The organism is Kothea flammea (genome assembly GCF_052161645.1).
Classification (GTDB): Bacteria; Planctomycetota; Planctomycetia; order Pirellulales; family Pirellulaceae; genus Laterigemmans.
Genome location: NZ_CP197414.1, coordinates 294,174 through 320,364 on the forward strand (window position 1 = coordinate 294,174; position 26,191 = coordinate 320,364).

A 26,191-nucleotide genomic window follows, 5' to 3' on the forward strand; every position below is an offset into this window, starting at 1 on the left:
AGAGTGAAAGGTTCTGGTCGAGTCGGATAGTATTAGCAGCAAATCAGATGTCGCAAATCGAAGTAGTGGTGGCATAATTATTTCAGGTTCTCAAAGATTCTTGGCGAGACCACGTGCTTTCGGCAATACATACGCCTCGATGAAAGCCACGCCCTTCTCTAAAAATTTCGCCGTCGACAATGGAAAACGGCACGACGTCTTCAACGGACTCTAGTTCGTGGGAATTGTCGGTTAGTGCTACTTTTAGTGTGTAATTTCCGGGGCAGAGTGGGAACTTATCTATTACGCAGTCGATTGCAGAACATCCATCGACATAATCAACAGGACTGTCCTTCGCTGGCGTATGAATCGTCAGCATTCTTTGTCCGTTAATGCTGTTGATTCCCACACCAATCTTGGGGCCAGTCAGCCGCCGGTCTGAATCCAATTTGATACGCAAATGAAAGGTCCCACCAACAACGAGAAACGTTGTCGTATTTCCCATTCGATCCAAAAGTGATGCGTCTTTAATGTAGGACATTTTGCTGAACGGATTTTCCGCTGGCATTTCGGTTCGTTGATGAATTCGCTCGTGGTAGTGTTCGATCGCCTCATCAACTGACGCGTTAAAGACCAGTTTCCCATGTTGTATTTCTATCGCGCGAGAGCATAGCGACTCAACCGCACCCATATTATGGCTAACAAAAAGCACCGTCCTTCCGTCCTGTGCAACGTCCTTCATCTTCCCGAGGCAGCGTTTTTGGAATTCTGCGTCACCGACTGCAAGGACCTCGTCAATAACTAGGATTTCCGGTTCTAGATGTGCAGCCACCGCGAATGCAAGTCTCACTTGCATTCCTGAAGAATATCGTTTCGTAGGCGTGTCTAAAAACTTTTCTACACCCGAAAAATCAACAATCTCATCAAACTTGCGATCGATCTCACGTTTGGTCATCCCAAGAATCGTGCCGTTCATGTAGATGTTGTCGCGTCCGCTTAGCTCGGGGTGAAAACCGGTCCCTACTTCCAACAAGCTACTAACGCGACCATGGATCACGACTCGGCCGCTGGTGGGTTCGGTGATACGACTGAGTATTTTTAACAGCGTACTCTTGCCGGCACCGTTGCGACCGATCACACCTAAAACTTCACCCTCCTTGACCTCGAACGAAACATCGCGGAGCGCCCAAAGGACATCCTCGTCCTCATTTCCCTCGCGAATTGCACTCAGCTTCTTGAGATTGCTAAAGTTCTTCAGCGGCGAGCGCAGGACGCTCGAAAGCGATCCCATCAGCGTGTCGGGAACTTCTTCCTTGGCGCCAATGCGATAGGCTTTGGACAGGTTTTCGACGGAGATTACGGGGCGGGGCATTTCGAAGCTAGTGGCTGGACGATAGTGGCTAGAAGCTAGCGACTAGTGGCTAGTGACTTATTTGCGGTTGCGGTGACGCTTGATGAGGGCGGCTAACATCTTTCCGATTTGGTGGGCTTCGTCCGCCCATTGTGTTGCTGGTGTGCGTTGCAAAAAATCCGCTTCGATTCCGATCAGGATTTGGGTTCGCAACTCTCCGGTAGAGCCTTTGGCGATCGTTAAAAGCGAGCTATCTCGGCATCACTATCACGTTCGTAACCTTCAGCAATATTCGACGGAATCGAAAGACCGCTACGTGTGAGTTGGTCTCGAAATCCAAAATCTCGCAGCTCTTTTGTCTCTTGGTAAAGCGTTACCGAAAACTTTGCTGAACGTTTCCAAACAACCAAGTCTTCATAACTCATTTTATTGCAGTGGCTAGAAGCGAGTGGCTAGTTGCTAGATTTCTTTCTAGCGCCTTGCAGCTAGCAACTAGCCGCTCTCAAGCCACATCCGCGAAAGTGCGTTCTTTGCCACGGAAAAAGACTAGTCCCGTGAGAAGCAGAACGGTTGAAACGAGTGAGCCGACGGCAATGAGATCCCAGGGCATCGGCTGCGTGCCCAGGATACTGGCGCGAAATCCTTCGATCACTCCGACCATCGGATTGAGCGCGTACAGCCATTGATACTGCGCGGGTATCAAGCTGGTCGGATAAACCACCGGCGAAGCATACATGGCGAGTTGGATCACAAACGTCATGGCATGCTTGACGTCGCGGTACTGGACGGCCAGCGCGGTTAGCCAGATGCTGATCGCGGAGGACGCGACCACCATCAACAGCGTCAGAAACGGGACAAAAATGACTTGCCAGGGTGGCAGGTATGCATAGAAAACCATTAACACTGCCAGGCACCCCATCGCGATCACAAAGTCGACCAGCTTGGAGACGACGGCGGACAGCGGCATCAGGATCCGCGGAAAATAGACTTTGCGAAGCATGTTCGCTTCACTGACCAAACTACTGACTCCGTCGGTCACGGCGTTGGAAAAATAGGTCCAGGGCACGAGCGCCACAAAACTAAAAAGGGCATAGGGAGCACCCTCGCTACCAACTTGAGCGAGCCGACCAAAGATAATCGTGAATAGTAGCATCGAGAACACGGGTTGGATGATCGCCCAGCCGATGCCGATCGCACTTTGCGCATAGCGAACTTTGATTTGGCGCCAAATCAAGAAACGAAACAGATCGCGATAGGCAACGAGTTCTCGCCAGTCGAGGATCTGCCATGGTCGTCGAGCCTCGATGATCGTGACGTGTTGAGAAGCTATCGCTTCAATCGACGATGGTTGTGCTGTTTGAATGGTCGGTTTGTCTTGAAGAGTGGTGGTCACGGGGATGCGTTTCGCGGTGCTTTGTGCGTTGTCGCTATCGAAAAAGTTTTTGTAGGTGCAGGGCGATCGTATGGTAATCACCGAGCGTGATCGTCAAGTCTGTTGAATCATGGACGCTAAAAACGTAATGGCCGTCGTTGAGCGTCAACTGCGTTACGTTCGCCTTCTGCGGGTCGACGATCAAATAGGTCGGGACGCCTTCACGCTCGTAGAGTTCGCGTTTGAAACCCAAGTCGCTCGAGCGTGTCGATGGCGAAAGGACTTCGATGACCAGCGATGGCAACGATTCGAGATGCCGATCGGGCATTTTCCCGCACACAACCATCAAGTCCGGGCGGACGATCGTGTCATCACTTACGACCCAATCCAGCTCCACGATCGCTTGACAGGTAGATCCATTGGCTTCCAATTCACTCTGGATCAACCACGCGAGTCGGGTTACCAGAACTTGGTGTCTACCAAAGGGCGAGGGGGTCAGGGCGATCGGGATCCCGTCGTAAAGCTCCCAATCACCTTGCCACTGGCAGTAATCGCCGTACGTGTAATGCGGTAAGTAACTGGGCTCGGGCATTAGGTTTTGTGGTTGGTTCTTCGGAAGCCTGGCGGCATCCGCTACGCGAAAATGTCTTGGACGGCGATGCGCCAACCGGGGACGGCGATGGTGCAGTCGATCGATTCTCCGAGCGTGAAAATCTCAATCTGCTTTCTTGAACGATAGCTTTGAACGGTTCTCTGCTCCGGGTCGACGAACAACACAAGTTTTGAACCTGCGTCGAGCCAAGCAAGCGCTTTCGATTCCGTTTTCGAAAATCGATCGCTCGGTGACAATACTTCCACAATCAAGTCAGGGGCCAGTGGAACGTATCGTTCCTCATCGATGATTTGCTTGTGCCGAGCCCCAGAGACGAAGGCAACGTCCGGAGCCAATACCGTGTCGGGATTGCTGGCGATTAGAAACCCGGTTTCTGCCGCATAAACAACGCCTAAGTTATTTTCGTCGACGTGCCGATTCAGTAGGTAGCCGACGCGAAATGTGATCCTACCGTGACGACCACCCGCCAGCGACATCATGCAAAGCTTTCCCGATTCTAATTCGTAGCGGAACCCGTCCGGCACAAGAGCAAAAAGCTGCTCGGCCGTGGTCAGTCGTGTTGTGGTCGAAATGGGCATGCGGCGTGGGGTGTTAAGGAGCGGGGCTCGCCTAAAAAGCCCCTCACCCCCGGGCCTCTCTCCTTAAACATGGGGCGAGGGGAGATAGGGAAGTAGTGAGTGCTTGGTGATTGTCGGCAGTCGCTACGGCTTATTGCTTGGGCTGTCGGCGCGCACTTCGTGCTCGTCGGTGACCGTTGATCCCGATTATGTCTCGGAACGCTGAAACGAGTGTAAGGTGCTCTCGATTTCCGTGAGATTGTCAGTTTCTGGATGTGATGCTGACGAATGATCGGGAAATTGGGCAGACGATGTTTGACTTGCTCACGTAGCGGGGCTCGCCAGAGTTCCGGTTTGGGCTGGGTTCGACGGAAGCCTGGCGGCATCGGCTACGGTTGATTTGTGCGGAAGGGAATTGACGATGGCTACGAACTTGGCCATGCGGGCGGACCAGGAGTATTCGGATTTAACTAGGCGACGGGCACTCGTACCGACTGTAGTTCGAAGCACTGGATCAGAGGCCAACCTGGAAAGCGTTTCGCACCATGCCTCGACCGTGTCCGCAACAAAAAATTGTTCGCCCGAGACCGCATCAATCCCTTCGGCCGATTCGGGCGTGACAACGACCGGCATTCCAGCAGCCATCGCTTCGAGAACCTTATTCTGGATACCTCGCGCTAACTTAAGCGGGGAAATCGCAACATCCGCTTGGTGCAGATGGGGCCTAACATCGGGGACCTCACCTACAATCTTGACACCAGGGATTGAACCAAGTTCGAGCACTTGTCGACATGGCCGACGTCCGACCACGGACAATTGAACATCAATGACTCCGCTCAGCTTCGGCAAGACATTACGGCAGAACCAAACGATTCCTTCAACGTTGGGGGCGTAGTCCAGTACGCCGGTAAACACCAGCGACAAGGTCGTTGAACATAATGTCTTCGGCGGCAAGTGAATTGCAGCTTGGGGTCGTGGCGTAAAATAGTTGGTGCAGACTCCGTTGCTGATGCCAAAAGATGGCTTTGAGACCGCAACCGTACGGTGAAACAGGTCCGCTTCGGAGTCACTTACCAAGGCAACGGCATCGGTTCGGTCTGCAATGCGTTGTTCGAGTTTTCGTACTCGCTTGCTTTCACTTCCATAAAGAAACTTTTTCGGACCACGAGCCTGGCGGTTCATCTGGCGCCATTTCTGGCTATCGACATCAACCAAATCAACGATTCTTTGCACTCCGGCAAACGACTTTTTGTCAACATATGGATACATGCTGGAACAGAAAACTAACACCGCATCAAACGGAGTTTTCTCATGCCACCTGTTGATTTGCCGAGCCAGTTGGCGCGACGCAAACATCCCTTCCGTGATGCTATTACCGACCGCGAATGATCCTAGCGCTCGTCCGAAGCGTCGAATATTTCCAAGTGGCGCGACAAAGAGATCGTCACACAACGATTGGACGTGATCGAGCTCGTGCTGATGGACCGGTTCGTCGGTCGTGCTGCCGAGCGTGACTCGAAAATGCTCGCTCAATACTTTTAGCAAATTATACGATCGGATCCGGTCGCCACGATTGGGCGGGTAGGGAAACCGATGCGTTAACATCAGCAATCGTTTCGGCGATGGTTTGCTAGTCATAGAAACACTTAGCGTCTCGGGAGCAGAACCTTGGCCTGCTTCGTCATAGACTCCGAAACTCCGAGCTTCAGGGCGTCATTGAATGAAGCGGAGGCGATAAATTGATTGATCGTCAAGATTTATCATCAAACGAGCAGGACTTCCGCCTGTTTGAGTAGACCGTCCGCAGCACTCCTGGCCAAGACCGCTCCCAAACATGAATTGCAAACGCCGAATGCTATGGGTAATTGCCTCAACCCGCAACCTGTCGACTTGGTCAGCGCGCACTTCGTGCTTTTGGGTGACATCACACCCGATTTCGGTGGTCGCAACCACCTGTCTAATATCAGTTTACAAACGTAAAATCTTATCTGTCAGTGAGGCTTAACGGAGCTTTGCGCTGAAGCCGCTAACGGCCGGCTATTCGCTTAGCCGGTTATTCTAGTTCTCGCGCTTTCAGATTCGAAAGCTAATCATAGTTGAGCGAATGGAGCTGTCGGTTGGTTTTTGTCTTTTTTTGGCGGATCAACGCCGGGGATAGACCTTCTACAAACAATGGACGGTTTTTGACGCCAGCGCTTTGCTTGCAGACGCCGTGGGGGGCGATTGGTGCGTCGATTTTCGCTGGTTTTTGACAGATTCAATCACGGTCGACAAAGTGTCAAAGGGATGCGATTGACAAATTCGCCGCAATCGTTTCTCGGTATGCTGTAAACCGACATAATGTCGGAATCTAGTTTTTCGAGATATGCCGTTGATGCGAGGTTGCGCGATATCCAACTCCCAAGGATGAATATAAAACATGGCGGGTCGTCCCTGGCGACGAACGCCATTGATGGCTGCGGTGGTCAAGCGTAGTGGGAACAGGCGAAAGTAACCGCCACCGATCGGCAAGTGCAGTGGTGGTCGTGACCAAGCCGATGGTGGGAATTCGCAAATCGTGCCATGTGGAGTCTCGATATCATGAATTTCTTTATTCGCATCGGGCACCCCGTATCGGTCATGTCCGCTGATCGGGAAAATGCTGGAGTCGGTCTTGAACCCATGTTCGGCCAATAAATCTAATGCCCACAACGATTGCTGGACAATCGAAAAACTGGGGGCCCGATAGGCATCGACTTGAATTCCGCTGGCAGTTGCGATCGCATCGCGGCTGCTCACGATGTCGGCGGCAAATTCCTCGGGCGTTAGTTCGTATACCAGTTGATGCCAATAGCCGTGTGAGGCAAGTTCGTGACCCGCTCTGGCGATACGGCGGATCAGTTCGGGGTATCGATCGGCAACCCATCCGAGCACGAAAAAGGTGCCCCGCACGTGAACATCTTCGAGAAGCGACAGCAAACGGTTCGTGTTCGCTTCGACGCGACATTCATAACGATCCCAGGTGCGACGGCAAACACGCGCAGAAAAACCGGAGACTTGAAAGTAGTCTTCGACATCGACGGTCATCGCATTACAACAAGACATAGTCAAAAAGTTTGAAGTTCGAGGTGGATTGTCTTGTCGGGCTGCGACGTGCCAAGCAAATTTTTCATGCTACCATGCCACTAGCTAGCACGCCCAGTCTCTTGGTCCGACGCGGGTGCCGCTGAGCTGTGTAGCAATGTTTGCAGGCACCGCTGGACAGAGCCGCGGGCCGAGGATTGCCCGCTGATTATTTCTTACTTAGGGCGACAGGAATGATCGCTTTGTCTCGTTTGCGGCAGTGGTGTGGGATCAATGCGACGAACGTTACAGGTGACAAGTTCAGGAGCCTGCGATGGTGGCTGAGCTTGTGTCGGTCGCTTGCCGCGAAATCGTCGCCGCGAGGGGCGAACGAGAAGCTCTGGTGATAACCCATGTTGTACCAGCAGGTGACGGCGACACAATCGCATCCAACGCATCACGGTCTCACCTTTGATACCGAACACCCGCATGCAGGTGGCCAGTAAAATTCTCAGTTCCATGCTGAAGTTGGTTTGCTCAATATAGCAAAGATCAAGCGTTTGTTTTCGCCGTACATCTTCAATCGTAAGGTCTGGCGGCAAATTAATCTGGGATAACCCAGTGATCCCTGGTTTGACTTGGAGTCGTTGATAATAGCCCTCGATCTCTTCTGCCAGATCCTCGCAAATCGAGGGTCGTTCGGGCCTGGGCCCCACCAAGGACATTTCGCCTCGAGCCACATTTAACAGTTGTGGCAACTCGTCGAGATGCAGTTTTCGTAAGACATGGCCGAGCGGCGTGATCCGTGGATCCCCTTTTACGCACCAAATCGGTTTTCCTTCTTTTTCCGCATCGACAATCATCGATCGCAGCTTGATCATTTTGAAAGTCTTGCCGTCGAGTCCCACACGCTCTTGTCGGTAAAATGAAGGTCCGCGCGAGGTTAGGCGAACCAATAGTCCTAACAGCAAAGTTAAGGGGCTGGTCACGACTAATAACGCCGAAGCGATCAATCGATCAACTAGATACTTGCGCCGAAAAAATTGCTGCCGTTCGGTTGACAACTCCGAACTGTCAACAAAGCATTCGAACTGTTCGGATGCATGATTGGCGAAATGGACAGAGGACATTTAAGTTCGCACGTTTCGTTTCAAGGGATTGATAACAAGCCGTCTTTGGTAAAACAATTTAGTGGCTCGATAAATTATTATGAATCTGGCCGATCGCCATAGTGAAATTAGGCTAGTCGAGCTAGCTTAACAGTGGCATGAGGATTGGCAAGAACTCTTTTAGGAAATCCTCGCACGAGGGTGTATCGGTCTGCTCGGGTGGGCCGGCGACCTGGAGCTTGTAAAGGTTGGTAGTCATCCAAAACCTGGGGTTTTCTGAGGCCATCCATGCCCCTCCGTCGCTCCAGCCATACCAGACATCAAGTGACGGTTGGCCTAAACTTCCATCTAAAAATTTTTCGCCGAATTGGACTGACCATAAGCCGTGCGACTGTCCGGCAACACGCACCGACTTCTCTGATCGTTCGCCCAATTGTTCGGTGCCAACCGAGCTGTAACAAATTTCGGGTGTGTGGACCGCAATCGGACCCCGGGGTCCAAACAAGACAGCCACGCTGACCATGCTTTTCGTGGTTTCATGTTGATAAACACGGACGGTCGACCCATAGCAACGCAGGATGCGAGCCGCGTTTTCTTCAAGTTCCGTGATTTGCAGCAACACCCAAGGACCACAGCGCTCGGGTAACTGATCGAGTTTTTGACCCTGCGCGATCAAATCGGTAGGTTTGGCCCAACGCCCATCGAAATAGCCGTGGACTACGGCTGACAGTAGGATCATGCCGATCGCAATGGCAAACGGCGCCCGCCAGCGAAACTGCGGGGATTGTGCGGCGGAGGACTTTTCTGCATCATCAATCGCGTTCACATGAACTTCATTTGATTTGAGTGGTGAAATGTAATGTTCGCATGTGGTTCTTAGGGTCATTTACGTGCCGTAAGCACCTTGTAAACGTTCTAGTATCTGCCGTTCGCTGAGTGTTAGACCGCTGGGGTCGAGTTTGTCGTGCCGCAGTCGCAGCCACTCACTTTTAGCCTCAGTTTCCTTGCCTTGTTGGATCAAAGTTAGAATCAGATGGAATTGGAACCGCGGTTCTTCGGGCTGTTTTTCAATCGCTAAACGGAAGACTTGCTCGGCCTCTACCAACTTGCCAGCTTTCAGCAACACGACCCCTTTCGTATCAAGCAGTTCGGGAATTTCTCCTGCCAAGTTTATTGCTTGTTGGATGGGCAGAATTCCTTCGGCTTCTCGCCCAGGTACCTCTGAAAAGGACATCGCTAGATTGTTTAAGATACGTACCCGCAGAGGTTCTACGGTTTGTGCCTGTTGGAAGAGAGCTATTGCGGCGAGGTAATCATTTTGTTGCATTCGCAAGGTGGCCACGCTCTCCAACAGGGGCGCGTTGCGATCGAATTTTTTTACTGCCTGGTCGATTCGCTGCAGGTAGGGTTGGTTGCTTTCCGCCTCTGGATGATTCAGCAATAGCTCGCTCAGCAGCATCGCCGACACGGCATCTTGATGTTTATCGTAATGGTTCGCGGACACTTCCCTGGCCTCATCCGGTCGTTCCACCTGCACCAATGTGATGACATAATTGGAAAGCAATTCAGCGTTTTGTTCGTAAGCTTGTTCAAACCAGCGCAAACCCTCTTCGACAAAGCCGAGATTTACCAGTGAGGCGCCGGCGATCGATGCCACGTTACTATCGTCGATGGTTCCGTTCGTCGTAATTCGCTCGGCCCATTGATCGACAATCTGTGGAGCGGTTTCTTGACGGCCAGTTTTCTTGGCAAAGCGAATGCTGATGTCCAGAGCAACAAACGTGCCTTGCGGTGAATTTTTGAGAAGTTCAATTAATTGAGCGACTTTATCGTGGTCTTTTTCATCACCCAGTTGTAAAAGAAAGTCGGCGTAGCGATACAGGTCGGTCGCTGCGGGCGGACTCTTGCTGGACAGTGCATCGTAAAGTTGACGTGCCTCATCCCCTAATCGTTTGGCTTCCGCGGCAACATTTTCTTGTGAGGTGTTGGCGTTGTTATCACCTGCGGTGGGGAGTTGTGCCGCGATCAGAGCTTCCAGTTGGCGTCGTCGAATCGCCGCGAGCACGCGGGCAGCATCATCGCTGCGTGCATTACGCTCTAGGATAATCTCTCGCAGGATCGTGGCCGCTTGTTCTTGCTGCTCGATTTGCCCTCTTGTGCCTAGCAGAATCGCATAGAGGAATCGGTTGATCGCGGTGACTCCAGCCGAGTTTTGCAGCAACTGTTCAATTTCCCGCCAATCGATTTCGCCGCCATCACGAGCAACCAATGCTTGCGCTAACTGATTTCTCAGCATTGCATTGTCCGGGTCGCGTTGCTGTGCTCGTCGGAGCGCGGCAACCTCGTCCTCGCTACGTTTTAATTCGCGATATAGCGCCGCCAGTGCGAGTTGCGTTCGGCTTGAGGGACGAGCTTGATCCGCTTGTTTCAGCAGTGGTAGCGCTGCTTCGTAATCTTTGATTGCGACCAAGGCCTGGCTGGCAAGTATCCAACGCTCGAAATCAGGAAGTGTGCTTTCCTTCAGTTGGTCGATTTCAGCGCGGATTGCCGCTTCATCGCCAGCGGCAATGGTGACAGCCATGCGTGCTGAAACCACTGAGGACTGGTTGGCACCATCAATCTGTTGGGCGGCATCGATTGCTTGGCGGGCTTGTTGCAGGAGATCGCCGCTGATTTCGCTTAGATCAGGCTGTCTAGCTGCCATTGCCGCAGTGCGGGCGAAAACGATCTGGGCAGCGGCATCGTCGGGGCGTTGCTCGGCCGCCTGCCGCGCCACTTCGACGCTCCAATGATAATCACCTTGTCGTACTGCGAGCTGGATCCGCGTCGAGGCGTATTGTTCGAGTGGCTGGCCAGCGGCGGCGGCGGTGGCGCGGATGTCGTCATCCACCTCGGCCTCGCGTCCCAACAGCACCAATTGCTGCCACAACTGGGCCCGTGTCCGCATTTGGCGGTCACCGGCCGCGATGCCTTTGCGGAGAAACTCCACTGCTCGCTCTGGCTGGCCTTCGATCGCCAATAACTGACCCTCCAGCGAGATCGCCTCGCCCCAGCGGGGACGGAGGGTCAGCAATTCCTTTAATGTTTGCCTTGCTTCCACCAGCTTTGGGGCATCGCGCTTGATCGAGGTGTTTTCGCTACGCAATTGAGCGATGAGTCGTGTGATCTTCAAAAAGCGCCAATGGGAACCTGATTCTCCTTCTCGCTGCTTTAATTGCGTTTCCCACTCTGCCGATAATTCCGCGGGCGAGCCTACCGCACCTGCTTGTTGGAAGATCGATGAACTCGCAGGTAGCTGAGCTGCGAGTCGCGCTAGCAGAAATTCCATCGTGAGCGATCGCCGGTCTGCGGGAATTCTTAGCATTGTTTGGTAGGCAAGTTCGGGCTGGCTATCGCTGAGCGCGTAAGCGCCCGCCAGCCGAAAAATTTCATCGGTTTCCGATTTGTCGGCGGAATCAACCTTTGATTCTGCGTAAGCCAGCAAACCTTTTGCCGCGCCGTTTGCGTCCCCCTGGCTAGCCTGGATTCGTGCCTGAACGATGGCCGAAGTCATAGAGTTGGGGCCGAGCTGGGAATCTAACTGGGCGAGAGCTTGTTTGGATTCGTCTTTTCGACCGAGCATCGCAAATCGTTCCGCCGCGAATGCTTGGATCGATAATTCGTCCGGGTGTTGCTCTGCCAACACCGCAAGGGAAGCCGCGAAGTCGGCGGACTGCCAATACTGTTCCGCATGCATTCCCGTGGGTGGAAGCAAAACGGTCACGATTTCTAGTTGTGCAATTGCTTGGCGAGTCTCCGGATCGAGCAGACCCTGGTCGACTTGCGGCGTTTCTTCATTGGTCTCGCCACGCAACTGTTTGCTGGTAGCCATGAATTTCTCGATTGCACCGGCATGCTGGCTACGGGCGTTACGGATCGCAACTCGCAGTCCGCTGAAGTCCTGTTGCGCGGGTGGCAGGCGTAATTGATCGTTCAAAAGGGCTTCCATGGATGCAACTTGGATACCAAGTGAATTGGAATTCCCTGCCATTCGCCATTGCTGTAGCGATTGGTTCTGATCACCCGCCCGCGCCCAAGCATTCGCGGCTCGCGCTCGTAAGGCGGCATTCTCAGGAGAGAGTTTGATGGCTTCATTGAGCATCATCCCAGCTTGATCCCAAGATCCTTCGTTTTGGTACAGCGATGCGAGCTGCAATGTTGCGACGATTCGTTCGGATACTTCGACCTCGGCAGTCGAGGTAATCGCTTCGCGGAGATTGGCGATCGCCTCGCGGGGCCGATCGTCGAGTATTGCCAACGCGGCCTGCAGCACTTGAGAACGCCAACGAGCCGTTTCAATTCTCCGCCCGAGAGCCAATCTCGCTTCACGCGGTAGGGCCGCTTCGGAAGTTTGAATCAAACGATTCGATAATGTTTCAATGGCTTCCTTGAACTGCCTGAGTGTCGCGGTCGCGCTTGCCAGGTCGACTTTCGGCAATTGTTCAGAAGTTTCTTCGTCCGACAGCACACTCGTGTATTGAGCAGGGTCGAGTAGCCCCGGTTCCGTCTGTAATTGATAAACTTGTAACCTTGCCAGCGAACCGAGCAAGTCCAGGTTGTTTGGACTGAAATCGAGCCCTTGTTTCCAAACCTCGGTAGCGCTGTCTGCGTCCCCTTGCTGCAGCAACAACTGTCCCGCCAATAGGTACACGCTTTCTGCGACGTTTGCAGGGAGCGAGCTGGGGCGATAAGCCATTAATTGTTCGTAGTGGGCTTTGGCCTGTTGTGGATCGGATTCACTGATTTGGCGAGCGGCCTCTGCTAGCAAAATGTAATCCCAGGTTTGTGCGTCAGCTTGATCCGTGACTGGTCCCACGGGCTGGTTGTTGGGCTCAGCGGCAGCAGCAGCCAATCGAGCTGACGCTTCTTTGGCAGCGGGCAAGAGAATCTGAGCTGCCTTCTCAGCTTGTCCTCGCTCTTGGTAAAAGCGATAGCGAATCAACAGCGATCGGCTGTCGGTGTTAGCGACAACTCCGGAGAACAGCGATTCGACTCGTGCTGCCAACGCGGCATCACGCTGCCCGGCGTCGCCGTCAATTTGATCGAACATTTCGGGTGACGCTTGAAAGAGTTCGACCAGGCTGCCGATGAGAGCTGGCTCGCCCGGATTCAACTTGATCGCTTCGATTAGCACCTCGCCTGGTTGTTGATGCGAGAGCCAATTCCAATAGTCGTTTTCGGCGTCGTACTTGTCGGCTATCCGCAGGTCATACCTTGCCAAACGTACCTGCCCGACCAGCGCTTCGGCCATCCAGCGATTCGCCTGTGGTTCGGTTGTTTCGGCGGCAAGCGACACCACCTGTCTTTCCGCTTCGCGATACCACGCGCCACCAAGCTGAAGTAAGCGCTTGATCAAGCGACGTCGAAGCTCATTCGATTGATCGCGATCCTGCGGATTCAGACGGGCGATCGATGAGCTGAGTAATCGCCGAGCACGCTCGATTGCCTCGAAACGCTGGGCCGGCACCGCTGCTTCCGCTGCTTCGTCAGCTGCGATCGCGACTGTCACGACCGCATCCAAGTCTCCTGGCTCGATCAATAAATAGCGCTGCAACCATTTGGCCTGTTCGGCGAGATCACCTGCTTCAGCGGCAGCCTGTGCCCTGGCAAAATAAGTCCGCGAAATCTCTCCAGTGTGATACCGGTAAGAGACGAACGAACCGAGCGCCACGAACAAAACGAAGGCAAGTGTCGACAACAGCAAAGGACGATTCCATTGCCACTCAATTTGTCGTTTCTCCAACTTGTCAGTGTACTCTTTCGAATCGTAAAGAGTTGTCGTGTCCGAGTAAGTATTCATGCAGGGATCGTAAGTCAATGTGTAAGCGACTTAAAGCAGAGTCAATAGCAACTTAGCTTCGTTGGCACGAAAAGAAAATCAGCTCTCTTTGCCAACGAGTACGTCACCCGTGTTAAAGTCACCACCGCGAATGGCGTATTGGTAGTCGCCATAGCGATACGCATATTGTCGAGACGTGACACCACTGAATACGGTGCCAATGATCGACGCGCCAGCCGCCTCCAACCGCCGCGTCGTCCGTTGAATCGAATCGAACCTACTAACGTCCCGCATCACACAAAGTAACGTCGACTCGACGGTCGACGTAATCGCCAATGTCTCTCCTGCCGACAGCACGGGCGCCGTATCAATCACCACGTACTTATAAATCTTCAGAGCTTCCGTCATAAAAGCTTGCAAGCGTTCAGGACTCATTAATCGATGCGGGCTCGCGCTTAACTGGCCTGCCGGTAAAATATGAAGCAAGTTGCCTAGACTGGTGTTGACGGCTTTTTGCAGGGGGACTTTTCCTGACAGAACAGCAGAAAGCCCCGGTCCCATCTCTAACAGGAAAAGTCGATGCTGATCGGGGCAGCGTAGGTCGGCATCGACTAGCAGCACCGTTTCTCCGGTCGCTTTTGCGATCGATAGCGACAATTGGGAAGCGACGCTACTTTTCCCCTCCCCAGAGATACTGCTTACGACGGCGATGGAGCGAGTGTCTTTCCAGCGTGTGGAGAGAAAAAGATTGGCGCGTAATGAATCGACACTTTCCTCAAATATACGACGCTCCTTTTGAGAGCGGTTTCCTGAGGGCAAGCGGGCGACTTCGCCAACCACAGACAGCTCACCCGACATGGAGCTATCTGTAACCCGGCGAACGCGGAGTTCCCATAGCAATCCAATCATGAATGGAATGGCCAGCGCTGCGCCGCCGGCCATTCCCAGATTCTTGAAGGGAAGAACGCTAACTGGTGCGCTGGGTGGCGTGGCGGCCGACAAAACTCGAACCGCGCCGTCTTGACGTCTCTCCGTGCGAATTGCGGCAACGCGGTCGCGGAGCTTCTTCAGCACATCGTTTGCGACTACTAATTCCTCTTGAGCAAACTGCAATTCGGCCGTTGTCCCACCGAACTGTTCCAGCCGGGTTAACTCTGCGTCATACTGTTCTCGTAAGACGCTCAACTTTGTGACTAATTGCTCTCGCGAAAGCTGTTGGTTCATTTCGCTCCGCTCCGCAGACAACTGTTCTTGCAATTTGCCTTCAGCTCTGCGAATTGCCAAATCGTCCGCGGCTAATTGATTCAATTTCTCGATTGCTGGTTGTCGCGCAGCCAGCTTGGCTGTATTTAATTTACGCTCCCATTCCACAATCTTTGCTCGATTCTGTTCATAGTATTCGCGACTGATCCGCTCCAAACCATTGACTTCCATGTCCAGCATGATTGCCTTGTAGCGGTTAATGCGCATTATGGCTTCCGCGACTTTTGGGTCCTGATTGACCAGCTGGTCAATCTCACTGTCGCTCGGCTCCCTGAGACGCAATTCGCTCAAAGGGCTCGCCGAATTAGCGTTTCCAGCGGTCGACAATGCGTCCGATTGCGGAGACGCATTGTCTTGGTTCGAACTACCTTGCATTGCCAGTTGTGCGTCACGGACAGAAAGTTCGACCGTCAGGTCAGCAATTTGCGCTCGCAGGCGCGTCATCAGCGCCATGGTGTTCTCGTTTTCTAATATTGATGTCTGTTGGCCCGGCGCATAGCCCAACGTTTGCTTGCTGAGCCTTTGAACAGTCCGTTGGCGGTCACTTACTTCTTGTTGCCAACGTTGCATCTCTGGCTCCAGCCAACGCTCGAGATTGTTCACGCGGCTGCTGTCGAAGGCATCGCGTTGTCGTAGGTAAGACTCAACCACTGCGTTGCAGATCAGCGCCGCGGCTTCCTTGTCCGAATCCGTGTAGCTGACTTCTAGACGGGAAGGTGTCCCCCCACTCCTGATCTCTAAGTTACGCCGCAGATTTTGCTCCGCTTTTTCTGGGTTGGACAGGCTGGGAGCACTCCGTAACTCCGCATCCGCTAGGACCGGTTCAAGCACGATCAAGTTAAAAAACAGAGCTTTTTCTGTTCGAGCGAGATCCTTAACGACCGGCATTACTCCCTTGAAGACCACATAGTCCTCATTCGCCTCTAATAAACTGGTCGCCTGATAAGTGGGTACGAAGTTGCGCACTACGATATATGAAGCTGCGGCGGCCAAGATCGCCCCGACGGGAAACGCCCATATCCAGCAGCGGCGAAAGGTAACCCACAGAATTCGAGGATCAAATTGGGTCGCCTGCGTTTTAGTCAATGAAGCCGAACTGCCCGGAGGCGAGTGGGGCCTGGAAGCTTGGGGTTTGGATCGTTGGGAATGTTGATTTGTGTTTTTCATGAATGTGAATTACGGGTGATTTAAGTGGCGGGTCCCAAATCGCTAGATGGCAATTAATGGCAGTAGAAAGCTGATGCCTCAGCTTGGTGAACTCGCCGGCGCACGTGGTGAGATAAAATCTTTGGCAGTAAGACGGACCAAGGGGCGATACAAGTTCTGCCAAAGTGATTTCAGTAGCCATAGTAAGCTAAACGCAATCGGAATCATTAAGTATCCAGAAAAATCATGAAGCATTTGCCGCGCCGCTGCACCGTCCGCAAATTGGTAAGCGATGCCGACAAACGTGATCCGCGCGGCGTTTACGAAAACCGCTAATGGCACGATAGCCGCTAACAAAATAATGCGATCAATCCAGCTACGGGTGACCATCGCCGCCCAAAAGAATGCGAGTGCCGCGACTCCGATGAAAATTCGCATCCCAGAGCAAGCTTCCTCAATCATTAGCTGTTGATCGTTTATCCAGACGACATGAGCCTCGGAGACAGCCGGTTGGCCGAAAATCCGCAACATCGTTGTGCTCAAGTGGGTAGCGACTCCCTGTAATTTCCAGCTCAACATGCTTTCCGCTTGGAAAGGTAAGGGAATCATGAAGACTAAAAACAAAACCGCGGGCAAACTCCACCAGAAAATTCGCCTGCCAAACAGAAACCAAATCACGCCCCCGACTAACAATAGTAACGACCAGCCATCTAAAAAGTCCGCGAACATTAGTCGACTAAGTCCACGCGTGGCAATTGCTAGAAGAATTAAGCCGAGGCCGAGGAGACTTGCTTGGCAGCGAAATCCGGGCATCGAGTCGCGACGGTTCCAGAGGAGCAGGCCAGCAAGGGGGATAACTAAATACCCATGTGAATAATCAGGTTCGTTACGCCATGCCTCCTCGGCCCATTGCAACGTCGGCCAGTAGGCATACAAAATGGCAACCGCCAATAAAGCAGCTCCTGGCAAGATCTTCCTCAGCCATTGTGACTCGCTCGGATAGGACAAGTTCTCCGCCTTGCCCTCTTGCAAACGAGCCTGAACGTTGGCATCGCCGGATGTCCGAGGGTGTTTTTTTTGCACGGCGGCTGGCATCACCGGTTTCGGGTGACGCCTTGCTCTACTGCGACGATTCGACTTACTCATTATGTCAGCTTCACTGTTGAGGCGATTCATTCGCAAATCTAGAAATAGCCCCAGTGATCATTCTGCTGTGGCTCAAAATCATTCCTGCGGTTCGAGCTGAAGTCGCACATCGCAATCTTGCAGTGCTTGTTGCTCGCACGCTTCAGGTTAGTCGATCATGTCAATTTGCTGTGCAGCTCTTCGGAGGGGATGGCGGCAGGTTGTGCAAAGCAGGTGGCGTAGGTTCTGCGCCATGTGTAAGGAAGGCATTTCCCCTTAAAAAGCAGGGAGTGCTCGTGGCCATAGTACAGGCGGTTAGCTGAGTGTCAACTAGTTTGTAAATTGGCATTTCGATGTCGACAGCGGTTGGGTTGTGGCTGTGCCGCTTTATGTCATTTAAGGGCGGGTACAGTGCCGTTGCATCTTTGATTTGCGAGTTCTGAATAAAGGAGGTAGCCGGACATCCTGGCGGTGTGATCTGCCATCAGAGTGATTTACTTTCTTGGCTTCGTTCAGTGGCCAGAAAAAGGGAGTGAGGGAGTTGGCGTGCGGTAATGGCGAACGTACTCAGGATTTTCCGAAAAAAGTTCTTTTTTAGGGGTCCAACGTAAATTGATATAGGTTTTCGAACTGGATAGCCGATAGACTACGTAAAAATATGTTCCAGAGGTGCTTCCGCGTCTTTTCGCCCGATTGAGCGAAATTGCAGCAGATTGCCATGCTCAGGTGAGTTACCCCGAAACCCGATGCACCGGCAAATCTTGTGCCGGTGCTACTACTCAATTTCGGTATGAATCAGCAATGTTCGCCTTCCTCATCGCGCTTGCGATCTTACTCGTTTGTACGGTAATTGTCATTATTTGGATGTCACGAGCGCCGCAGATCGAAGAAGAGGAGAAGGATGATTCGCACAATTCTCTACGCACCGTGCGAAATCCGTTCCCTGCGCAAGACTTGGTTCTTCACCAGCGAACCGAGCATTTTTCCGCCGTCCGTGCCAAGCGGTACTTTCCTGTTTGAGTAATACACCGCTTCCGCGCGGCGACGAATTGGTGGCCGATTTGGCTAGCTTCAAAACTTCATGCTTGCTTATTGATATGCGGTTTGCTCGGGGGCGAGTTCCAAGCTGTCTTGGCGACGGGTGTCCGAACGTGTTCAGCAAGTTTGCGTTGCTGATTGTGGATGGGCAGGTGTGGGGTGTAGAGCAGTTTCAGTGACAAATCAATTGATTCGATTTGCACTCTTCGTTAGCAGTTTGCCTAACCACAAAGACAGTGCCCCTCCATCGGGGAGGCCGATCATTGGGTGTGTCAGGAATGGGCAGCGGGAGAGATCGATTACTTATTTTTTGCGACTGTGTTGCGTCGGCGACGGAATCCGGCAACGCCAAGTAACACGCCAAACGACGCGGGCTCCGGAACAGTTCCAGTTCCACCGCCCCCTCCGCCTGAACCGCCTCCACCACCACCCGTTGGCCCTCCGGTGTACAGTGTGGCGTGAGATAAGGCTCCTCCGGCATCGGTTAGATCGAAATTAAACTTGGAAATGCCGGACATGTCTTGAAACAAGTACACCGAAAAAGTGTTGCCTGCTTTTAAGCTCAGGGCGATAGACCCAGATAAATCGCCGGTAATCTCGATTTCCCCAATCTTTTGCCCCAAGGCGACAGAGCTGAGTAAATTCGACGAGTTCTCTGAGCCATCAACTTTTCCCTCAAACGTCCAGGACCCACCATCCCGTGCGTCAAAGTTGCTAGCTTGGTAACTAATCAAGTCGACAACAGGGGTTCCTGTTCCGGCAAAACTGTCCAGTGTTGTCGAAAACATTCCAGTAGACGAAATACGGAATGCTTTGTTACCGGGTTGGAGCGTTAATATCTCGCCGGCGTTCGTACCGGAGTTCAAGTATCGAAGCAGAGGATTACCACCACTCTGTGCGTCGTTGCCGGCGATATAGCCGTGTGCGGCGTTCGCATATGTGGTACCTGAGCTACTTGTCGCACTGACATTCGAGAAGATCACCCCAGCGTCGAGGCGTGATGCCGTTGTGAGCAAGCAAAGTGAAGCTAAAATTAACGTAAATGAACGAGTCATGGAACTGATCGCCGCCTAAGTGGAAAAAATGCAAACTTGCAGTTTCCCCCATAGTACCATTGGTTGCTATGGTGTCAATCGATTTAAGTAAGGAATTTCGGAAGATCTGTTTTGACCAACTTTCTAGAATATTCGATTTCAGCGAGCTCGGACCGGTGGGGTGATTCGCAAACCAGCTTAAGTGGGCTAACGCAATTCCCTGGACTTTCGCCAGCGGGACGGTTGCCAATGATTGCGTCTCGCCTGGGGTGCAACACCCGTTGCACCTTTTAGGGCAGTTGAATCGGTCTGTGAAACCGAGCCGATTGAGCTATTCGCCTAGGAATGCTAAGAGCGCTGCATCGTGGGCGGCGTTGGTTATCGCGGGATCAAGTGGCGATATCAACGCAAGCAACTGACTTTCGCGCTGAGCAGAGATCACTGCGCGATTTTTCTCCGAGTTTTCGAAGACCTACGGGGTATCGATCAAAGCGATGCGATTCGTGTTGGTGGGGTCGTAGTCTGGGTGATCGACATTTTCGACACGGAATGAAATGCTGCTTATTTTTTTCTGCAGCAAGGCGCTTGTGGCTGTCACTTTCCCAGTTGCGTCGGCTGTACTAGTGAACAAGTTGCCATAGATCCAGGGTCCTGTCACCGTTAGGCCCGCAGTGGCAGTGCCGCTGGAGTCGGCGGATCGGCGTCGGCATTGGTGCCATTATTTCCCGCCGCGGCAATGATCGTCACCCCACCGGAGTACGTATAAGCCACCGCATTTTCGAGCGTGGTGGAGGGCGTTGAGCCGCCCAAACTCATGTTGATGATGTGGGCACTGTTGTCGGCGGCCCAGCGAATTCCGTTGGCGATTGCCGAGTAGCTGCCATAATTGTCCTTGTCTAGCACCTTCACAGGCATCAGTGTGGCATCGGAAGAAAGTATCGTTGACCGACGTGAAGGTCGATGCCATGAAGTTGGGTTCGGCAAATTCAACGTGCGGATTGTTCTGTAGCGCCGAAGTGACCGCCTCGATCGCTGCTGCGGGAATCGAAACGCGGCGAATGCCTGGAACGTCGGCTGAATTGTACAACCTTTCGATCTCTTGAAGTCCGTGTGCCCGATACACGCCATGCACGTCGCTGCTGGGACAAAGCGTGCTGATCGTGGCGGCCCATTAAGGCAGCATTCGAAAATCTTGTAGGGTGACCGCGTAGATCCACAGCAACAAGTTGACGGTCGCGTGGGACCAAATCACTGGTCCGAGCCCGAGGTGGCGGGTGCGGTTGAGCAGGATGCACCAAGTCAGCCCACAAAGGATTGCCCCCGGCCAGTCGACGGTGGCGTGGACCAGCATGAATAGTGTCGTCGATGTCGTTACGCCTAAAAAGCTCAGGCGACCCAGTGGTATTTGCTGAAATTGCGCGCCAAGAGCGGGTGGTTCTTGGTTGGCCCGCACCCCAGCGGGCGTCCTTGCCAGCCATGCGCCGATGATCGGCAGATCGCAGATCATTTGGAGGATCCCGGTACCGGTGGCCCGAACGTCGCTGATGCTCCGCAGCAACAGCGATCGATTGAATGTTTCTTCGATCAACGGAACCGCAGTACTCATGGCCACCAGGTGCGCGGTCGCAGCTATCCAGAAGAGCGTCATATGGTCGACATACAGAGTCTGGAAAAAAGTTGGCTTGGTATCGACCAACTGCGGAAAGAACTGGGCAGTCCAACCCTGCAGGGATACCCATGCCACCGCCAAAACCGCCGAAATCGGGACGACCGAGCAATGAAACCGCAGCGTGATTTCCGGCACCAAGCGGCGGAAACGCCAGACCAGATAGCAAACGACTACCGCTTGGACGATCTTCAGCGGCGCGTACGCCCAGGGGTACCAGTCTCTCACCTGCAACGTCAACGCCATCACCAATAAGTACGCAAACCAGGGTGCGACCCGGGGGTGCCAGGGATGTTCCGATGCCCATTTGTCCAGCGGCTTGGGCTCTGGTCTGGAGTCGGCTGGTCCGATGGTTTCCAAGTCAAATATCCTCGCTGCTGCCTGCGACGCTGGAAAAACTGGACGGTAGAGAGTAACTGGGTTGGGTGCGTTAGGGGGGCGACCCGCCATTTGGCTTCGCCGAGTCTAGGTCGATGGAGCCGAAAAACTAGCAACGCGGCCGCGACACCAATCGTTGGCCACCCTATTGCACACATTGGGATTGCGGCAAACGTGGTCTTTATTGCCTCGAATGTAACGGTTAGTAGCGCTTGGCACCATCTCGGCGACGCCACGTCGATTACGAGCTTTGCGAATCAGCTTGGATCTCTGGCCAGGCCCGGTGGCCATGGAAATTCGACCAATATCGCCGATGGAATGTTCAGAAGCCGCCAAGATTTGCTTAACACTTCAGCATTTGAGTCCAACCGCTTGATCATGTCGTCTCCGGAGATGGAGAGCACAGTCTGTTTGGGGGTGGGGTGCCGCCGACTTCAACGCATTCGAGGCCGCGGTCCTCGATAAAATCGTGAGAGAGACGAGTCCCGATATTGTCCCCAAACCCACCTCGCTTGCCATCTTCGCCATTGGTGCATGTGTTGTTGGTATGGAATCAAAACCCGCATGGTTTGGGGCACCCTAGAAGTTTGCTGACCGTGGCGTCTAGGGCGTTAAACGCCCCGTGATCACCGCCCAGTTGTAGTATCCCATGATGGCGCTTGAGTCGCCAACGGCACAGTCGCGATAGAGCACCTGGCGGAAAAACCGCCGCGTTTCGGGTTCCCAGTGGTAGGGCATCAAATCGTGCTGCGGAATTTGATCTCCGAAATACTGGTCGTAAAGTGGCGTTCCCCGATGTTCGGCAAACTTCAAGCAGAGGGCGACTGCGGGGTTGCCGTTCGCGTAAGGACAACTCGCCTCATCACCAATTTGGCTAAATCCCATGATTCGTTTATATATTCGAGCATGTCGTGGGTGCACGGCAGCGACAATCGCATCAATGCCTCGGGCGTGGGCGACTTGTGCCAGAAGACGGCCCATCTTCACAAATGTGTTGATGAATCGTTCTGGAGAATCCCTGCGGTCGGCTAGGCTGCCAATTTCCGCTAACCTGAGCCCTTGATTTCTCAGCAGTTTGACTTGCTGGCCATACATCGATTCCATCGGCAGTCCCAAATAGCCGTCGCCGAACATTGATAGCGTTGATGTGATCGTAGAGCCGTGTTCGGCGATCAGCACTTCGGAAGTTGGTAGCAGATGATGAGGTGTAAGGCGAATCCGAGTCGCGTTGGATCGCTCCAAACCGGCGTTGTAATAAGACTCGAAGACAAGACGAAACGCGTCGGAGAGGTCATCGCGCGACCTCGCTAAACGCACAGACAATGCGGTAGCGTCGGCGCATGGGGCAACATCGCGCATGGTCAAAGAAGACATTATGGGGTGGCCTCATAGATAAGATGAGAGAATTAGCCATCAGTGCGTAAGTCGTATGCCGGCCAACGAATGTGGCCGCCCCCCCAACACATGATTTACCCGCTTCCGAACCCTATAATGTCACCCGGCCTTACAAGGGCAGTAAATTAAAGAAAGCGGGGCGAAATCGAAAAAAAATGACTAATGAATCGATTGGTTCGGTTGGCGCGGAGTTGCTGCTCGTCGGGCGAGGGGTTATCGCCTGCATGTTAGCTGAGCGAAAGACCGTCGCGCTTGCTGTGCAGTAGAATCGGCCAGATGCTGTTGTGGTTTAGGGGGGCATCGCTTTTTGCGTTATTTCTCTTTGGATTGCGGGGGGCTTTTGGTAAAGCGGGAGGCCGGAAAGGCCGATTTTAAGGATTGAGTCGCTTTTGCGGGGCTGTGGTTTTCACAAGCGGCTTTTCCATTTAATTTCGCGGCATTCATGCTTTGGAACATTGCATTTCGTACGCTGGCGTTTGATCGCGGGAAACTGCTTGCCGGTTTGATTGGTGTGATTTTTTCCGTGGTGTTGGTGAATATTCAGGGGGGGTTGTTTTTTGGCTTAATTGAAAAAGCCAGCTTGCTGGTCGATCGCAGCAATGCAGATATTTGGGTGGGGCATCGTGGCATGCACAATGTCGACTTTCCGCACAGTATTCCGGAGCGTTGGATTCACCGTATTCGCAGTATCTCGGGTGTCGTGGAAGCTCAGCCGTTACGCATTGGCTTTTCTGAAATTAGCCTTCCTGACGGCAATTTTGAGGGAGTGACGGTGATTGGCGTTAAAGATGGGACTGATCTTGGGCGGGCTTATGCGGTCGTGGAGGGTTCCGTTGATGGGCTTTCGTTGGTCGATGGTGTGATCGTTGATCAGTGTGATGATGCAAGATTGTTTGCACCGGCCATCGGTGAACTTCGCGAGGTGGGTAATAAACGCGCTCGTATCGTTGCCAAGAGCCATGGTATTTTAAGCTTCGTGGTGACGCCGTATTTATTTACGACCTACGATCGGGCTGCGAATTATGTCAACAGTGATCCAAAGATGGCGTCCTACATTCTTGTTCGTGTCCGACCGGGAGTCGATCGCGAGCAGGTATGTATGGAGATTCGCCGTCGCCTGTCTGGTGTTTCAGCAATGACAGCGGAGGATTATGCATCTACCAGCGTCCAGTTTTGGATGACACGCACGGGAATTGGACTCAGCTTCGGTGCCGCGACCTCCCTGGGTCTTTTAGTAGGTCTGGTGATGGTTGCTCAGACTCTCTACGCCATGGTCTTGGATCGAATTAGTGAGTTTGCGACGTTGAAGGCGATTGGCATGACGGAACGAGAGATCATGCTATTGCTTGTTGCGCAATCGAGTTTAGTAGCAGCGGCTGGGATTAGTATCGGGCTGGCTCTGGCGTGGTGCATGGGCTGGTTGTTAAGCACACCTCGAGCGACGATCGAGATTCCCCTTGGTCTGTACCTTTCAAGCGCGGGGCTTGTATTTGGGATTTGTTTGGCCGCCTCGGCATTACCATACCTGCGAATCCGACGGGTCGATCCTCATACGGTTCTGCAGGGATAGTAACTGCGATGGTGAAATCTGTTTCGCAAGCAGTTCTGGTGGCACGCCAGATTTCGAAATCGTACAAAATCGGTGGTGAACAACGCTGCGTACTACGCGAGGTGGACTTTTACGCGGATGCGGGTGAGTGCGTGTTCTTGTCGGGCCCCTCAGGAAGCGGTAAAAGCACTTTGCTATCCATTCTTGGCTGTCTGCTGGAGGCCGAGTCAGGTTCGGTGACGATTATGGAGCGTCGCGTGGATAACTTGAGTGTTGCTCAGCGAACATCGGTACGCCGCCAGATGATTGGTTTTGTATTTCAACGCTTTCAATTAATCCGCGGTTTATCGGCAGAAGACAACGTGGCGGTTCCCCTCACGATGCAGGGTTATTCATTAAGCGAGGCTCGCGACCGGGCGGGCGAGTTGTTGCAACGTGTTGGATTGGAATTGCACCGTAAGCAGTTGCCTACCGCAATGAGTCCCGGGCAGTGTCAACGTGTGGCATTGGCGCGGGCAGTGATCACCTCGCCCACGTTAGTTTTGGCGGACGAACCGACTGCAGCACTCGATGGCAAGTCGGGAATGGAGGTCATGGAATTACTAAAGGAACTCATCGCAGCGACAAACTCCGCGACCATTGTGGTTACCCATGATCCACGAATTGTGCGGTATGCCGATCGAGTCTGCGAGATAGAAAACGGGCAATTCAAGTGAAAACCAGTATCGTCGTAATCACTGTTATTGCCATCTATGGTACCGCAATTCTTTTATATGAGCAGCGTCGCCAGCAATCGATAGCCAATGATGGCTTGATTAATGAGCCTGCGATTTATCATGAATTAGTCGGCCACTCGGTGCACGCTAACGGATGGGTCGAAGCGCGCTCGGAGGCGGTCTCAATGCGAGCGCGTATTGCCGAGCAAATTGTTGGTGTCCATGTGGTCCGAGGCCAGTGGGTTACTGCGAATCAACCATTGGTAAGTCTCGATTCGGGTCATTTTGCCAAGGAGCGTGACTTGGCGGCTGCGATGCTTCGTGAAGCAATTGCCCGCAAGAGTCTTATTGAGAACGGTTTTCGTGATAGCGAAATCGAAACGGCCCGGCAAGAATTTTTGGCCGCCAAGGCCAGGACAGTGGGGGTTGAAAAAGCTTACTTCCGTGCTCGAAATTTGGTGGAACAAGGGGCGGAGAGTCCACAGCGACTAGAGGATCTCGAGTCTCAAGTGACAGCGTTACGGTCGCTGGCGTTTGCGGCTAAAGGGCGTCTTGAGACGCGTGTACAACCGCCACGCGAAGATGAGCTAATGCAGGCTGATGCGATGATAGGAGCTGCTAGAGCCCGACTTGATCTGTCGCAGATTCAATTGGATCGAACTCGAATCGTGGCGCCTTTCGAGAGCCAAGTTCTGGCCGTTAATGCTAAAGTCGGCGAATTGGCCGGTCCAAATGACGATCAGGCATTGATCGTGCTTGCCGATACTAAGCAAAAGAGGGTGGTAGCGGAAGTTGACGAGTTTGATGTGCTAAACATCCAAATAGGTCAGAGATGCAAGATTTCTGCTGACGCGGCTCCTGGAGTGCACTTTGTTGGGACGATCGTTGAAATCGAACCTCGGATGAATCCGAAACGGATATATGCGCACCGGTCAGGTGAGCGAGTTGACACGGTTAGCCGTCGCGTTTGGATTGGTCTGGATACGAAAACCGAGCTTCCTATCGGATTACCTGTGGAGGTGTCGATTCAGATTAATTAG

General features: G+C 53.1%; 20 protein-coding genes and 2 pseudogenes. 5 read left to right on the top strand and 17 right to left on the bottom strand.

The window, feature by feature from the left end; genetic code table 11:
* Positions 1-82 precede the first annotated feature (82 nt).
* From SH139x_RS01020 to SH139x_RS01045, 6 genes and pseudogenes are all read right to left on the bottom strand, one after another.
* Complete coding sequence (locus tag SH139x_RS01020; protein WP_488353433.1) at positions 83-1,351, bottom strand: ABC transporter ATP-binding protein; 1,269 nt, start codon at positions 1,349-1,351, stop codon at positions 83-85.
* Positions 1,352-1,408: 57 nt separating this feature from the next.
* Positions 1,409-1,755, bottom strand: a pseudogene (locus SH139x_RS01025) (four helix bundle protein).
* A gap of 77 nt (positions 1,756-1,832) precedes the next feature.
* On the bottom strand, positions 1,833-2,723 hold the full coding sequence (locus SH139x_RS01030; protein ID WP_488353434.1) for an ABC transporter permease: 891 nt from the start codon (positions 2,721-2,723) through the stop codon (positions 1,833-1,835).
* A 34-nt stretch (positions 2,724-2,757) separates the two neighbouring features.
* Positions 2,758-3,294 carry a Uma2 family endonuclease gene (locus SH139x_RS01035; RefSeq protein ID WP_488353435.1) on the bottom strand — a complete coding sequence of 179 codons (537 nt, stop codon included), beginning with the start codon at positions 3,292-3,294 and terminating at the stop codon, positions 2,758-2,760.
* 41 nt (positions 3,295-3,335) lie between these two features.
* A complete protein-coding gene (locus SH139x_RS01040) occupies positions 3,336-3,893 on the bottom strand; it encodes a Uma2 family endonuclease (RefSeq protein ID WP_488353436.1) in 558 nt (185 codons plus the stop codon).
* Between the two features lie 303 nt (positions 3,894-4,196).
* Positions 4,197-5,510, bottom strand: coding sequence for a TIGR03087 family PEP-CTERM/XrtA system glycosyltransferase (locus tag SH139x_RS01045; protein ID WP_488353437.1), 1,314 nt, complete (start codon positions 5,508-5,510; stop codon positions 4,197-4,199).
* A 150-nt stretch (positions 5,511-5,660) separates the two neighbouring features.
* Here SH139x_RS01045 and SH139x_RS01050 point away from each other — a divergent pair, with 150 nt between their 5' ends.
* Positions 5,661-5,852, top strand: a complete 192-nt coding sequence (locus SH139x_RS01050) for a hypothetical protein (RefSeq protein ID WP_488353438.1) — start codon at positions 5,661-5,663, stop codon at positions 5,850-5,852.
* Between the two features lie 183 nt (positions 5,853-6,035).
* Here SH139x_RS01050 and SH139x_RS01055 read toward each other — a convergent pair whose 3' ends face one another.
* The 6 genes from SH139x_RS01055 to SH139x_RS01080 form a co-directional block, all read right to left on the bottom strand.
* On the bottom strand, positions 6,036-6,956 hold the full coding sequence (locus SH139x_RS01055) for an XrtA system polysaccharide deacetylase (protein ID WP_488353439.1): 921 nt from the start codon (positions 6,954-6,956) through the stop codon (positions 6,036-6,038).
* Positions 6,957-7,150: 194 nt separating this feature from the next.
* Positions 7,151-8,044 (bottom strand): sugar transferase, encoded by an 894-nt coding sequence (locus tag SH139x_RS01060; protein ID WP_488353440.1) that lies wholly within the window; start codon positions 8,042-8,044, stop codon positions 7,151-7,153.
* A 121-nt stretch (positions 8,045-8,165) separates the two neighbouring features.
* Positions 8,166-8,849: an exosortase-associated EpsI family protein gene (locus SH139x_RS01065; protein WP_488353441.1), complete on the bottom strand. Its 684-nt coding sequence runs from the start codon at positions 8,847-8,849 to the stop codon at positions 8,166-8,168.
* A 60-nt stretch (positions 8,850-8,909) separates the two neighbouring features.
* On the bottom strand, positions 8,910-13,862 hold the full coding sequence (locus SH139x_RS01070; protein WP_488353442.1) for a tetratricopeptide repeat protein: 4,953 nt from the start codon (positions 13,860-13,862) through the stop codon (positions 8,910-8,912).
* 78 nt (positions 13,863-13,940) lie between these two features.
* Positions 13,941-16,070 (bottom strand): polysaccharide biosynthesis tyrosine autokinase, encoded by a 2,130-nt coding sequence (locus SH139x_RS01075; RefSeq protein ID WP_488353443.1) that lies wholly within the window; start codon positions 16,068-16,070, stop codon positions 13,941-13,943.
* Positions 16,071-16,349: 279 nt separating this feature from the next.
* Complete coding sequence (locus SH139x_RS01080) at positions 16,350-17,396, bottom strand: exosortase/archaeosortase family protein (RefSeq protein WP_488353444.1); 1,047 nt, start codon at positions 17,394-17,396, stop codon at positions 16,350-16,352.
* Positions 17,397-18,068: 672 nt separating this feature from the next.
* Between SH139x_RS01080 and SH139x_RS01085 the strand changes: the two genes are divergently transcribed.
* The gene (locus tag SH139x_RS01085) at positions 18,069-18,395 is read left to right on the top strand and encodes a hypothetical protein (RefSeq protein WP_488353445.1); all 327 of its coding nucleotides are present in this window, start codon (positions 18,069-18,071) and stop codon (positions 18,393-18,395) included.
* Positions 18,396-18,712: 317 nt separating this feature from the next.
* Here the strand turns inward: SH139x_RS01085 and SH139x_RS01090 are convergent, their stop codons facing one another.
* From SH139x_RS01090 to SH139x_RS01110, 5 genes and pseudogenes are all read right to left on the bottom strand, one after another.
* Positions 18,713-19,468, bottom strand: coding sequence for a hypothetical protein (locus SH139x_RS01090; protein ID WP_488353446.1), 756 nt, complete (start codon positions 19,466-19,468; stop codon positions 18,713-18,715).
* Between the two features lie 639 nt (positions 19,469-20,107).
* Positions 20,108-20,362 (bottom strand): S8 family serine peptidase, encoded by a 255-nt coding sequence (locus SH139x_RS01095; protein ID WP_488353447.1) that lies wholly within the window; start codon positions 20,360-20,362, stop codon positions 20,108-20,110.
* Between the two features lie 115 nt (positions 20,363-20,477).
* Positions 20,478-20,579: pseudogene (locus SH139x_RS01100) on the bottom strand (hypothetical protein); the annotation flags it as partial.
* 39 nt (positions 20,580-20,618) lie between these two features.
* Positions 20,619-21,473, bottom strand: a complete 855-nt coding sequence (locus tag SH139x_RS01105) for a CPBP family glutamic-type intramembrane protease (RefSeq protein WP_488353448.1) — start codon at positions 21,471-21,473, stop codon at positions 20,619-20,621.
* Between the two features lie 621 nt (positions 21,474-22,094).
* Positions 22,095-22,865 carry an N-acyl amino acid synthase FeeM domain-containing protein gene (locus tag SH139x_RS01110; RefSeq protein ID WP_488353449.1) on the bottom strand — a complete coding sequence of 257 codons (771 nt, stop codon included), beginning with the start codon at positions 22,863-22,865 and terminating at the stop codon, positions 22,095-22,097.
* 463 nt (positions 22,866-23,328) lie between these two features.
* On the opposite strand from SH139x_RS01110, the gene SH139x_RS01115 reads away from it, so the two are divergent.
* Genes SH139x_RS01115 through SH139x_RS01125 form a run of 3 tightly spaced genes read left to right on the top strand, consistent with a single transcriptional unit; the run spans position 23,329 to position 26,191 of the window.
* Entirely contained in the window at positions 23,329-24,456 is a 1,128-nt protein-coding gene (locus SH139x_RS01115) for an ABC transporter permease (RefSeq protein ID WP_488353450.1), read from the top strand.
* Between the two features lie 8 nt (positions 24,457-24,464).
* A complete protein-coding gene (locus SH139x_RS01120; RefSeq protein WP_488353451.1) occupies positions 24,465-25,151 on the top strand; it encodes an ABC transporter ATP-binding protein in 687 nt (228 codons plus the stop codon).
* A complete protein-coding gene (locus tag SH139x_RS01125; protein WP_488353452.1) occupies positions 25,148-26,191 on the top strand; it encodes an HlyD family secretion protein in 1,044 nt (347 codons plus the stop codon). The genes SH139x_RS01120 and SH139x_RS01125 overlap by 4 nt, the downstream gene beginning before the upstream one ends.